The organism is Bizionia myxarmorum (genome assembly GCF_008086205.1).
GTDB classification, from domain to species: Bacteria; Bacteroidota; Bacteroidia; order Flavobacteriales; family Flavobacteriaceae; genus Algorimicrobium; species Algorimicrobium myxarmorum.
Window position 1 is genome coordinate 854,198 of the sequence record NZ_VSKK01000001.1, and the last position, 12,443, is coordinate 866,640.

The window sequence follows — 12,443 nt, forward strand, 5'->3', positions numbered from 1 at the left end:
TAGTGTTTGGAATTCCGATATATGGCACAAAATTTACCAAAAAGCTTGGATGAGTTCTTTTTTTAAAGAAGTATCTTTTACAAAAAGTAATTTGTCAAAGCTTCAGAATTTTAAATCGGTTATATTTAATATTATTTATTACCAAAATTGGCGTCAGTACACCTCCTAACTGTAATTAAAAACTATGAAAACACCCATTTATATAGCAATACTATCATTTTTTAGTGTATTAATTGAATGCAAAGCACAAACTCCTGTTGTATCACTTTACGAAGGAAATCTTGTGCCTCGCTTAGAAAATGCTTATTATAAAGATGTTGATAATGATTTTAATAGATTTATTGGAACATGGCGATATACAAATGGCAATGAAATATTTAAAATAGTTTTAAATAAAATGCAAATGTCAGAATTGACTCGGGTATCAGGAATATCTTATTTTACGGATTATCTTTATGGTGAGTTCCAGTACATTGATAATAACGGCAATGAGTTGATAAACACCCTACCTGAAATAAGTAATACCTCTTTAAGTAAAGATGAACATCAAATTTTTGGAAATAGAATTATACCTTATCAATTTCTACCAAACTGTGAAGATTGCGTAGTTGGTGAAAGACGTGTACGTTTACGATTAGAAGATCCAGAAAGAACGTATTTAAGTTATGAAATTGTTTTGAGAACCTTACCTAACATTACAGATCCAACAATAAATGATATAGAAATGGTTTTAGGTTTGGGCTACTCTAGATTTCCTTCTGGTGCAACAACAGAAACAAGAATACCTTATGGTACTTATGTGATGATAAAACAATAAATAGCTCTAAAGCATTTCAAAATCTTGAGAGGTTTTTTTATTTTCAAAAATTACGGTTATCTTACCCTGAAGCCCAAGTCAACATCTAAAAACCATGAAAACACCAATATATATAGTAATAGTATTTATTTTTATAACCATCTCTTCCAAAGGCCAAACCATTATAGTTCCTATTGGTAGCGGAGACGCAATGAAAAACAACCAAAATTATTATCTAAAAGATGTTAATAATGAATTTGGAAAATTTGAAGGGACTTGGATTTATCAAAATGGAACAACTGAGCTTACTTTGATATTAAAAAAAGAAGAGTATTATCAAATATCTAGTTCATCTGACTTTGAAGACTTATTAGTCGGTGAGTATCAATATATAGAAAATGGCGTGGAAAAAATAAATACGCTCTTAGATATTGAAAATGCATTTATTACTGGCTATGAACACGCTATTAGTGGTGGTGTTTTTATGCATAAATTACCTAACTTTTGTACAGATAATAGTGCTATTTCAGAAATAAAAATTGAACTACTTATTAATAACCCAGCAAATGAATTTGCCGAAGGTCGCGTTATACTTCGCTATGTAAATGATAATGGCACCGAAAAATTAGAAGCTTGTATCTATGATTATACCATAATGGGCGATAATACGGTAAAATTAGATATTCCTGACGGTTATTATGTATTAGTTAAACAATAGCAACTATCATATCAAATGCGAAAACCCACAAAACCTCTCCGTATTTGGAGAGGTTTACTTAATTTCAATAATTACTGCTATCTTATACTGAAACCCAAGTCTACATCTTCAAACTATGAAAACTATACTTATAACCTTAACTTTACTATTAGGAATCAACATTTATAGTCAAAACCCAGCACCTATTCCTAGTGTAATAGAAAATATTTGTAGTGGTTTGACGGAAGAAGATGTGCCTAACTATACGTATTTCTCTGATCTAAACGGAACTTTTAATGACTATATTGGTACTTGGAAATGGGAAAATGGGAACCAAATAGTGGTCTTCGAATTAACCAAAGTAACTCAAAAATATTTTCCTGAATACAAAATATTCGAAGACTATATGATTGGTAACTACAGCTATTCTACTGACTCGGGAAATTCATTTATTGTTAATTCAATTATTAGTCCAGTTAACGAGAACCCAAGTGAAAACCCAATGTATACAAGTTGTGTAGAAGATGGCAAATTAATATTTATTTTTAATGACATAATACTTAATAAAGGGTATTGTTATGCAACGTTCGAGTTTCTATCCGGAAACCTAAATCAATTAAATGTGAAAATAGAAAATCCAAAAGAAATTCCTGGAAGATTTGATGGAGAACCAGCATATAATTACAATTTTACATTACCAACAGAATTAATAGTTATTAAGCAATAATTAGGATAATATAATTAAAAACAGCGATCAAAAATGAACTCTAAACGGTTTATTCTTTTTTGCTGTTTTTTATATCCATAAAATTTCATTTATAAAGTAACCAATGATTGTCAAGTCATTTTTGCATTCCGCACAAAATTTCAGCAATCGCATTAAAATTATAAAAATTAAACTGCTTTCAATTGTGTAACTTTGTACTTTTAAAGCTTATGATAGAAAAAGTAGATATTTCGCACGAACGTGCCGTTTTAATTGGTGTTATTACTAAAAGTCAGGATGAAGTTAAGTCTAAAGAATATTTAGATGAACTCGAATTTTTAACATATACCGCCGGCGGTGAAGTTCTAAAACGTTTCACGCAGAAAATGGATATGCCAAACCCTAAAACCTTTATTGGAAAAGGGAAAATGGAAGAAGTTCGGCAGTTTATTGAAGATAATGATATAGGAACCGCCATTTTTGATGATGAATTATCGTCTGCTCAAGAACGAAATATTAGTAAAATATTACAGTGTAAAGTTCTAGATAGAACCAATTTAATCCTAGACATTTTTGCCCAACGTGCACAAACTAGTTATGCTAGAACACAAGTGGAATTAGCGCAATGCGAATATCTATTACCACGATTAAAAGGAATGTGGACACACTTGGAACGCCAAAAGGGTGGTATTGGAATGCGTGGACCTGGTGAAACGGAAATAGAAACCGATAGACGTATTGTTCGTGATAAAATTGCTTTACTAAAAGACAAGATTAAAATTATTGACAAGCAAATGTCTGTGCAACGTGGTAACCGCGGACAAATGGTTCGTGTGGCTTTGGTTGGATATACAAACGTGGGGAAATCCACCCTCATGAATACCATTAGTAAAAGCGACGTGTTTGCCGAAAATAAATTATTTGCCACATTAGATACAACGGTTCGAAAAGTGGTGATTCAAAATTTACCCTTCTTATTAACAGACACTGTAGGCTTTATTAGAAAACTGCCAACGCAGTTGGTAGATAGTTTTAAAAGTACTTTGGATGAGGTTCGTGAAGCCGATTTGCTACTTCATGTGGTAGATATTTCACACCCAAATTTTGAAGATCACATTAATGCCGTAAATAAAACATTAGGTGAAATTGGTAGTGCCGGCAAGGACACGATTATGGTTTTCAATAAAATTGATGCTTATATCCCAGAGCCTTATGACGAAACGGATTTAGAAGTAGAACGCACCGAAGCCCATTACAGTTTGCAAGAATGGAAAAAAACATGGATGAATAGGGTAGGTGATAACGCCTTATTTATTTCAGCTTTAAACAAGCAAAACATGAACGAGTTTAAAAAACGGGTGTATGATGAAGTACGCGAAATTCATGTAAAACGTTTCCCTTATAATAACTTTTTATACCCAGATTTCGACGAGGAGGAATAAAATTAAGTCTCAAATTAACCTAACTTCATAAAAAAAACGAGTTCTAACGTTTTAAAATATCAATGGAAAAAGTACGCGTATTTTTAAAAAAAACATGGGTAAAATGGTCTCTTGTGGGAATAGCCGCCATCATTTTATTCTTCATAATTCTCTATGCATGTATCTATTTCGGCATGTTTGGTAAGTTACCAACTCATGATGAAATAGGTTCTTTAAAACAGGCAGAAGCAACACAGGTTTTAGATAAAAATGAAAAATTAATAGGTAAATATTATATCTATGATAGACAACCTTTGGAATATGAAGATTTACCGAAATATCTTATAGATGCTTTGGTAGCAACGGAAGATGCTAGGTTTTATGAACACGATGGTATTGATAACGTGAGTTTAATGCGGGTGTTTTTTAAGAACATCTTATTGCGTGATAAATCTGCTGGAGGTGGAAGCACCATTACCTTACAATTGGCTAAAAACTTATATGGCCGAAAAAACTATGCGCTTTTTAGCATGCTTATCAATAAATTTAAAGAATCTATTGTTGCGCAACGTATTGAAGACGTGTACTCAAAACAAGAAATTTTAACCCTATATTTTAATACCGTTCCATTTCCTGATAATACCTATGGCATTGAAAGTGCATCCCAAAAATTTTTCAATAAAACGGCTAGTAAATTAACAGTGGCTGAAGCTGCTACTTTAGTGGGAACTTTAAAAGCGAATACTTATTATAATCCACGGATATTTTCTGAAAACAGTAAAAAACGACGCAATGTTGTTTTAAACCAAATGGTGAAATATGAGTATTTGGATGAAGCACGTTCAGAAAGATTAAAAGCAGATTCATTAGTCTTAAAATATTACTCCTTTAACCATGATGTCGGTTTAGCGCCTTATTTCAGAGCGCAGGTAAAAGAGCAATTAAAAGACATTTTAAAAGATCATAAAAAGCCTAATGGCGATGCTTATGATTTGTATAAAGATGGTTTAATAGTTCACACAACCTTGGATGCTACTATGCAAAGTATGGCGGAAGAAGCGATGCGCGTGCACCTCATGAAATTGCAAGCGGCTTATGAAGTTTCTCATGGAAATAATGCGCCATGGATTGCTAATAAAAACCTAATTAAAAAAGCCATGATGGCTTTGCCAGAATATCAACGTTTGAAAAAAGCAGGTGTTTCGGAAGAAGCTATAGAGGATTCACTTTCCGTAAAACGTGAAATGGAAGTTTTTACTTGGAAAGGTGATACCACTCAAATGCTTTCGGTAAAAGATAGTCTTCAACATTACCTAAAGCTTTTAAATACGGGTATGTTGTCCATAAATCCTAAAACGGGAGCCATTCAAACCTATGTAGGCGGTATTGATTTCCGCTATTTTAAATATGATCATGTGTCGCAAAGTGAACGCCAAGTGGGTTCCACATTTAAACCTTTTGTTTACACCGCTGCTATTGAAAATGGCATGAAACCTTGTTCATATTATTCTATAGATGCGGTTACCTATACGAACTATAAAAACTGGACACCAACTAATGCTGGTCAAAATCCGAATGCTAAAACCGATATTAATTATAATCTAGAAATGGCTTTAAGCAATTCGGTAAATACCATTGCAGTGAAGGTTTTAAATGATGTTGGAATTCCTAATGTTCTGAAACAAGCACAGAAAATGGGTATTTCTAAAAAATTACCAGCTCAACCATCTTTAGCTTTAGGTGTTGCAGAAATAAGTTTGAAAGAATTAATAGGCGCTTATGCTAGTTTTGTGAACAACAGCTATGCTGTAAAACCCTATATGATTACGCGAGTTGAAGATAGAAACGGGAAATTAATTGTTTCTTTTGAACCGGAAGTGATGGAAAAACCAGCTTATAGCGATTATACCAGACAAGTTTTAATGCAAATGATGAAAGCTACAGTGGATAATGGAACGGCTTCTCGTTTACGCAGTACTTATAATTTGAATAACGCCATTGCTGGAAAAACAGGAACTACGCAAGATAATAAAGACGGTTGGTTTGTGGCTATTACGCCCAATTTAGTTACCGTTACTTGGGTAGGAAATGATAATTATAGTATTGGATTTAAAACAACAGCTTTAGGTCAAGGTGCTAATTCGGCTTTACCCATGTTTGCTGAATTTTATCAGCGTTTAAATAAAGATGAAAAATTTAATGATATTACCAAAAGTCAATTTGAATCGCCAAGCGCAGATGTATTAAGTGATATGGACTGCAAGCTTCAAAAGGAAGATGGGTTCTTTAAAAAGATATTCACCAGTAAGAAAAAGAAGAAAAAATTTAAGGGTAATTAATTTCAAATTTACCCAATAAAAAAGCACCGCTTTTGGAATAAACCAAATGCGGTGCTTTTTTTATTTATTAGTAAATACCTATTTAGAACGCATAGCTTAAACCAAAAGTGGTATAAACTTGAATTTTATTATCTACAGTATTGAAGTCTGGTTGTGCATCTACGCTTGGAACAACTTTTTCCCATTGCTTGAATGCGTAATTAACCGCTTCTTGTTTATTATCTCTTAAACCTAACTCAAAGCCTAAACCAATACCTTTCCATAGTTTATAGCTAACGGCATTGATCCAAGTCCAGTTTGATAAATTAGAATCTTCATAACTCATAAAAGCAGATAAATTAGAGTTTAAACCCAATTTGCCAAAAGAACGACTGTAATTAGCTACAACTTTAGCACCTAAAGACGACTGGAAAATAGCATCATTTTCTGCAAATACAAAGTTGTAGTTTAACGGATGAACCACCACTACTAAATCAGGAATTGGCGTCCAAGTAACCCCAACACCAACATCTAAATATCCAGGATCGTTAAAGTTATTGATTAAAGTAGTACGATATTCTGCAAGGGTAGAAGCAGCTAAATTTTTAGCTATTTTATAACCAAAAAGAGATGTTACGTTAAAAACATCATTGGCTTCTCTAAAACTATCGTCGTCAGTGGAATCGTCTTTATCGTCAAATTTTACCCAACTTAAATTAATATTTCCAGTGTTGTACCAGAAGTATTTTTCAGTATCCAATTTCGCATAAGGATTAACCGTAATATTGATATTTCCCGAGGCATTGTTAGGCGTTCCTTGTCCGTACCAATTATCAAATTGGGAAAAACTGGCACCTATTGTACCAAATGCACCAAATTTCCAACCTGGAAAATTGTCGATTTGTTTTTGTAATGCATCCGCTTCTTTTTGCAATACATCAGCAGCTGCTTGTTTTTTAGCTTTTTGTTCTTTGAGCTCTTCTTTTGTTTGAGAAAATGAAGCTGTTGCAACCAACATCAGACTCATGATTAAGATTTTTTTCATATCTATTTTGGATTAATTAATATACAAAAATACTATTTTCTCTTAAATAAAGGAACACTTGAGCAAGCTTCACCAAACATTATTGATTTAGCTATTGGTTTTAATTTTTCTGTAATCATTAGATAGGCATTGACTGGAACTGGTTTTTTTGCACAACCTTTTACAATAACAGGTTTATCTTGATATTCTGAAATATCTAGATTAGATATTATGTCCTGATATAAAGCGGTTTCAAGCATATCTAAATCGCCCAAAATACTTTTTTTGGCAATAGATTCTAATGAAATAGTAATGAGCATATAAGCCCAAGCTGGTACAATAGCGTCGGTAGAACAGTGAATCGTCACATAAGCATCTTGATATTGTTGCCAATCGTGATTCTTAACATATTCTCTAAAATCTTTTTCACGCAACACGATGCCTTCCATCAGCCAATCTTTGATATCTAAAAGCATGCGCGGTCCTTTTGGATAGTAATCTTCCAAATCTAAAACTGCCAATTTACTATTAGCAACGCGATTGATTATTTCATTTTCCATAGTACAAAATTACGATATTTATTGATAGCCTTCTGCTTGCAATTGAAAGAGTTGGGCGTATAAAGCTTGGTTACTCATTAAAATTTCATGGGTTCCAATTTCTAACACTTTCCCGTCTTCTAAAACTAAAATCCGATCTGCCTGCCTAACCGTGCTAAATCTGTGTGAAATGATAATACTTGTTTTTCCTTTTGTTAAACCAATGAATCGCTTAAAAACATCACTTTCTGCTCGGGCATCTAAAGCCGAAGTGGGTTCATCTAAAATCATGACTTCGGCATCTTTCATATACGCTCTAGCCAAAGCTACTTTTTGCCATTGGCCGCCTGAAAGTTCTTGTCCTTTGGAAAACCGCTTGCCAAGTTGCTGATCATAACCTTTTTTTAATTCTGAAATAACATCTTTTGCCAAGCTTAATTCGGCAGCATTCTCAATTTTTTCTTGATTATATAATTCGTCAATATCGCCAATAGCAATATTTTCACGGACTGTAAATTCATAGCGGAAAAAATCTTGAAAAATCACACCAAAGAATTCTTGATAGTCGTCTCTTTTAAAGCGATTAATATTAATACCATCTAATAAAATTTCGCCTGAAGTAGGTTCGTAAAAGCGCAATAATAGTTTGGTTAAGGTGGTTTTTCCAGCGCCATTTTGACCCACAAAAGCCATTTTTTCTCCTGCCGAAATTTTAAAACTAACACCCTTTAATATCTCTTTATCAGAATCGGGATAGGAAAAATGCACGTCTCTAAATTCGAAACCAGTTATTATTTTTTCAGGTAAAGGTTGGTCTTCATTATGTTTTGGTTCTATAGAAATATCAAGAAACTCAAAGTAATCTTTTAGATAAAGGGAGCTTTCTGTAATTCTAGTAAACTTGGAAAAGAAGTCCTGTAGGTTTCGTGTTAATCGGTTGAAGGATCCAGATAGAAATGTTAATTCACCTAATGTAATAACGCCAGAAACAACCCGATAAATAATAAAAATATAAGCGCCATAATAACTTAAAGTACCCAAAACATTGAACAAAAAGCCCAATGCAGAACGTTTTACAGCTAGCTTTTTATTGAGTTGATAATATTCATCAGACAGGTTTTTAAACCGATCTACAATAAAATCCGTCAGTCCAAAAAGTTTGATTTCTTTGGCGGTTTGGTTGTTGGCGCCAATAAAACGCAGGTAATCGAGTTCGCGTCTTTCAGCTGTCCAACCTCTAGCTAAAGAATATTGTTGTTGGCTAAACCAAATTTCATTTATAAAAGAGGGAATGATGCTGAGCACCAAAAGTATAATTAAATAAGGCTCAAAATAAATTAATCCGGCTACAAGCGTTGCAATGGAAATTAAACTTTGAACTTCGCCCAAGGCGTTGGAAATTAAACCAACGCGACCCGCGGTTTGCGTTCTGGCACGTTCCAACTTATCATAAAATTCAGAATCTTCTAATAAACTGATGTCTATTTGATTGGTCTTTTTTATAATGCCCACAGATGAATCAATAGAGTAGGCGTCACCTAGCAAACTATCCGTTAAGGATATGGCACGACTCACCAAATCTGATAAAACCACCAAACCGAACTCTATAGCAACATAAGTCCAAAGTCTATTGAAATCCGTTATATCTGCGTTAGCTTGAAGTATAATTTCATCAATAATTATCTTACCAACCCAAAGAATGGCTACAGGTAAAATAGCGCCTACAAGCCTACAAAAAGCTGATAAAATAAAGCGCTTCTTATTCGTTTTCCAAATTTCTTTAAAGAACCGTGGAATATAAATTAAAGCACTAAATGACTTTCTGAAACTTGTTTTCTCGGTGTCTTTTAGGGATTTAAGTCTGGATTTTGCCATGTTTTAACTTCAAGTACAAACTTTAGAATGCCTTGTAAATATAAAATTCTTCTTGTGAAGATTATAAAATGCCAATAGAATTAAAGCATTCCTAATTCTAACTTGGCTTCCTCGCTCATTAAATCTTGACTCCAAGGCGGATCAAAAGTAATTTCAACAATAGCCGATTTAACTTGGTCTATTGATTTTACTTTTTCTTCAACTTCCAAAGGCAGCGTTTCGGCTACTGGACAGTTTGGAGTAGTTAATGTCATTAGTATTTTTACATCGTGATCTTCATTAACGAAAACGTCGTAAATTAATCCTAATTCGTAAATATCTACTGGAATTTCTGGATCATAGATAGTTTTAATTACACGAACAATTTGTTCACCTAAAGCTGTAGTATCTATTGTTTCACTCATTTTATTTGTGGTGTTTTGTAAAGTTGTTTGGTCGTTCGTCACATGGACAAATAACCGCAAATCAACTAAACTAATTAAGTTGGGTTTGGTACGCAATAGCGTACATTTTTAATTGCTTAATCATGCTAACTAAACCGTTAGCACGTGTTGGCGATAAATGATCTTTTAAGCCAATTTCATCAATGAAATCGGTGTTGGCATCAAGAATTGCTTGCGGTTTCTGATTTGAAAACGCGCGAATAAGAATGGCAATAATTCCTTTGGTAATAATGGCATCACTATCTGCGGTAAAAACAATATGCTTATCCACTAAATCAGCATGAACCCAAACTTTACTTTGGCAGCCTTTGATGAGGTTGTCATCTGTTTTATATTGCGCATCAATTAGAGGTAATGTTTTGCCTAAATCAATCATATATTGATAGCGTTCTTCCCAGTCGTCAAACATGGAAAATTCGTCTATAATATCGTTTTGTATGTCTTCAATTTGCATGATTCTAATTTTACACAAAAATACAATAAGTAAAGTACCTATTCAATTTTTTAAAGTTTTTCAGTCAGCGAAATTAATTCAGAAACCAAGGCTTCTAAAGCTTTTGGTGGATTTCCATGGTCAAAAGTCGCAGTTTGATAACTAGTCTCGTTTTCAGTTACTTTTAGTGTTGCACCAGCGGCACCATCATATTGATGTGCTTTGGATGGCGGCTCTAAAGTGTCAAGAGATGCGATATTTATAGCCGCTATTTTTTTCTCTATTGAAACGACCTCGTCTTTTAATAATGTTTTTGTTTGCTTTTTAGAATCTCTATCTTTTTGAAATAATATACTTCCGTTTTCATAGGTAATCATCAAAAACGTACCACGAGAAACTGCTGAATATTCTACTTGATAATCGCTTTGACTTGTAGTGATTTTAGCGCTCATGGTATCTGAATTTTCTAATTTTAAAATAGTAAAGTGCGCCTCATCATAAAACGAAATTTCATTAGTGCTAATGGAATAGCTTTTCGTGTTCTGCAATGCTTTTAAAACATTTTGTTCTAAAGTATTAGCTTCTGTGTCACACATTTTTCGGGTGGTTGCTAATGAACCAAATTCTAATTTTGAACCTTCAGAAGTATAACTTCCATTAAAAAGATTACAGCCAGAATTTCCTGAAACCGTTTTTTCATCGCTGTTGAATTGGATGGTGACATCTTCATTAAAAGATGAATCCGCTCCAACCATTGATATTTTATAGTCGCCGTTTAATTGCGTTAGTTTATTCATAGCTGTAGCGTCTTTAGAATTTCCACAGGAAACCATGTAAAGGCTGATAAAAAGTATACTTATATATTTCATAATCTTTGTTTTTTAGTCCTTATGCAAAAAGAAAGCCAAACAATTGAAAGGCCAAATTTTATGCATGTTTTAAGACAACATCATTTTTGCTTTCTTAACGCCAGAAACTAAAGTATCCACTTCAGCTTTGGTATTATAGAACGCGAAAGAAGCTCTCACCGTGCCTGGAATATTAAAGAAATTCATAATTGGTTGTGCACAATGATGACCAGTTCTAACCGCAATTCCCATTTTATCTAATAGTGTTCCCACATCATAAGGATGAATGCCTTCTAAATTAAATGAAATTACCGAGGTTTTCTCTTTAGCGGTGCCAAAAATTTTCAGGCCTTCTATTTTTAATAATTCGGCGGTTGCATAATCTAAAAGCTCATGCTCATATTTGGCTATGGCTTCAAAACCAATAGCATTCATATAATCTACAGCTGCTCCAAATGCTATTCCACCACAAATGTTAGGTGTTCCGGCTTCAAATTTATGCGGTAAATCTGCATAGGTCGTTTTTTCAAAACTTACTTCAGCAATCATTTCACCACCACCTTGATAAGGCGGAAGCTTTTTAAGCCACGCTTCTTTTCCGTATAACATGCCAACTCCGGTTGGTCCGCACATTTTGTGTGCTGACGCTACGTAGAAATCGACATCTAAAGCCTGCATATCTGGTTTTAAATGTGGACAGGCTTGAGCGCCATCCACTAAAACAGCAGCGCCAACTTCATGTGCTTTGCTAATAATTTCTTCAATAGGATTAATGGTTCCTAATGCGTTGGAAATGTGATTAACAAAAACAAGTTTTGTGTTTTTGGATAGTAATTTGTCATAAACAGACATTACCAATTCGCCATCCATATTCATAGGAATAACCTTTAAGGTTGCGCCTGTTTTTTCACATAACATTTGCCAAGGCACAATATTACTGTGATGTTCCAAAGCGGAAACTAAAATTTCATCATCTTTTTTCAATAGGGAAGAAAATCCACTAGCAATTAAATTAATACCATGGGTTGTGCCTGCTGTCAAGATAATCTCGTAGGCATGTTTGGCATTAAAATGTTTTTGAATGGTATTTCTGGCAGCTTCGTATTTATCCGTAGCTTCTTGACTCAAGGTATGAACACCTCTATGAATGTTGGAATTGTAATGACTATAATAATCTACAATAACATCTATAACCTGTTGCGGCGTTTGTGATGTGGCTGCATTATCAAGGTATATTAACGGTTTGCCGTTAACTTGTCTTTGCAGAATAGGGAAATCTTGTCTTATTTTATCTACGTTGAACATTGTTTTGTTTTAAAATAGTTCCGATTGTAGTTATATCC

The 12,443-nt window shown here is 33.8% G+C and carries 12 protein-coding genes; 5 read left to right on the top strand and 7 right to left on the bottom strand.

Going from position 1 to position 12,443, the window contains the following annotated elements; genetic code table 11:
* Positions 1-184 precede the first annotated feature (184 nt).
* The 5 genes from ES674_RS03835 to ES674_RS03855 all read left to right on the top strand — a co-directional run bounded on the left by ES674_RS03835 (position 185) and on the right by ES674_RS03855 (position 5,959).
* Entirely contained in the window at positions 185-817 is a 633-nt protein-coding gene (locus ES674_RS03835; RefSeq protein ID WP_148402652.1) for a DUF6705 family protein, read from the top strand.
* Positions 818-911: 94 nt separating this feature from the next.
* Complete coding sequence (locus tag ES674_RS03840; RefSeq protein WP_148402653.1) at positions 912-1,514, top strand: DUF6705 family protein; 603 nt, start codon at positions 912-914, stop codon at positions 1,512-1,514.
* Between the two features lie 115 nt (positions 1,515-1,629).
* Entirely contained in the window at positions 1,630-2,220 is a 591-nt protein-coding gene (locus ES674_RS03845; RefSeq protein WP_148402654.1) for a DUF6705 family protein, read from the top strand.
* 209 nt (positions 2,221-2,429) lie between these two features.
* Positions 2,430-3,641 (top strand): GTPase HflX, encoded by a 1,212-nt coding sequence (gene hflX / locus ES674_RS03850; RefSeq protein WP_148402655.1) that lies wholly within the window; start codon positions 2,430-2,432, stop codon positions 3,639-3,641.
* A gap of 62 nt (positions 3,642-3,703) precedes the next feature.
* Complete coding sequence (locus ES674_RS03855) at positions 3,704-5,959, top strand: transglycosylase domain-containing protein (RefSeq protein WP_148402656.1); 2,256 nt, start codon at positions 3,704-3,706, stop codon at positions 5,957-5,959.
* An 82-nt stretch (positions 5,960-6,041) separates the two neighbouring features.
* Here ES674_RS03855 and ES674_RS03860 read toward each other — a convergent pair whose 3' ends face one another.
* From ES674_RS03860 to ES674_RS03890, 7 genes are all read right to left on the bottom strand, one after another.
* On the bottom strand, positions 6,042-6,983 hold the full coding sequence (locus ES674_RS03860; protein ID WP_170233958.1) for a DUF3078 domain-containing protein: 942 nt from the start codon (positions 6,981-6,983) through the stop codon (positions 6,042-6,044).
* A 32-nt stretch (positions 6,984-7,015) separates the two neighbouring features.
* The gene (locus ES674_RS03865) at positions 7,016-7,522 is read right to left on the bottom strand and encodes a DUF2480 family protein (RefSeq protein WP_148402657.1); all 507 of its coding nucleotides are present in this window, start codon (positions 7,520-7,522) and stop codon (positions 7,016-7,018) included.
* A gap of 18 nt (positions 7,523-7,540) precedes the next feature.
* The gene (locus ES674_RS03870) at positions 7,541-9,376 is read right to left on the bottom strand and encodes an ABC transporter ATP-binding protein (protein ID WP_148402658.1); all 1,836 of its coding nucleotides are present in this window, start codon (positions 9,374-9,376) and stop codon (positions 7,541-7,543) included.
* An 80-nt stretch (positions 9,377-9,456) separates the two neighbouring features.
* Positions 9,457-9,780 (bottom strand): DUF59 domain-containing protein, encoded by a 324-nt coding sequence (locus ES674_RS03875; protein WP_148402659.1) that lies wholly within the window; start codon positions 9,778-9,780, stop codon positions 9,457-9,459.
* 70 nt (positions 9,781-9,850) lie between these two features.
* Positions 9,851-10,273, bottom strand: a complete 423-nt coding sequence (locus ES674_RS03880) for a SufE family protein (RefSeq protein ID WP_148402660.1) — start codon at positions 10,271-10,273, stop codon at positions 9,851-9,853.
* Positions 10,274-10,323: 50 nt separating this feature from the next.
* A complete protein-coding gene (locus ES674_RS03885) occupies positions 10,324-11,121 on the bottom strand; it encodes an META domain-containing protein (RefSeq protein WP_148402661.1) in 798 nt (265 codons plus the stop codon).
* 69 nt (positions 11,122-11,190) lie between these two features.
* Complete coding sequence (locus tag ES674_RS03890; protein ID WP_148402662.1) at positions 11,191-12,405, bottom strand: aminotransferase class V-fold PLP-dependent enzyme; 1,215 nt, start codon at positions 12,403-12,405, stop codon at positions 11,191-11,193.
* Positions 12,406-12,443: the final 38 nt, after the last annotated feature.

What these genes read in the sequence shown, in the direction of transcription:
- ES674_RS03855 (WP_148402656.1), top strand. Translation starts at nt 3,704, where the DNA reads ATGGAAAAAGTACGCGTATTTTTAAAAAAAACATGGGTAAAATGGTCT.
- ES674_RS03870 (WP_148402658.1), bottom strand. Translation starts at nt 9,376, where the DNA reads ATGGCAAAATCCAGACTTAAATCCCTAAAAGACACCGAGAAAACAAGT.
- ES674_RS03880 (WP_148402660.1), bottom strand. Translation starts at nt 10,273, where the DNA reads ATGCAAATTGAAGACATACAAAACGATATTATAGACGAATTTTCCATG.
- ES674_RS03860 (WP_170233958.1), bottom strand. Translation starts at nt 6,983, where the DNA reads ATGAAAAAAATCTTAATCATGAGTCTGATGTTGGTTGCAACAGCTTCA.
- ES674_RS03865 (WP_148402657.1), bottom strand. Translation starts at nt 7,522, where the DNA reads ATGGAAAATGAAATAATCAATCGCGTTGCTAATAGTAAATTGGCAGTT.
- hflX (WP_148402655.1), top strand. Translation starts at nt 2,430, where the DNA reads ATGATAGAAAAAGTAGATATTTCGCACGAACGTGCCGTTTTAATTGGT.
- ES674_RS03875 (WP_148402659.1), bottom strand. Translation starts at nt 9,780, where the DNA reads ATGAGTGAAACAATAGATACTACAGCTTTAGGTGAACAAATTGTTCGT.
- ES674_RS03885 (WP_148402661.1), bottom strand. Translation starts at nt 11,121, where the DNA reads ATGAAATATATAAGTATACTTTTTATCAGCCTTTACATGGTTTCCTGT.
- ES674_RS03835 (WP_148402652.1), top strand. Translation starts at nt 185, where the DNA reads ATGAAAACACCCATTTATATAGCAATACTATCATTTTTTAGTGTATTA.
- ES674_RS03845 (WP_148402654.1), top strand. Translation starts at nt 1,630, where the DNA reads ATGAAAACTATACTTATAACCTTAACTTTACTATTAGGAATCAACATT.
- ES674_RS03890 (WP_148402662.1), bottom strand. Translation starts at nt 12,405, where the DNA reads ATGTTCAACGTAGATAAAATAAGACAAGATTTCCCTATTCTGCAAAGA.
- ES674_RS03840 (WP_148402653.1), top strand. Translation starts at nt 912, where the DNA reads ATGAAAACACCAATATATATAGTAATAGTATTTATTTTTATAACCATC.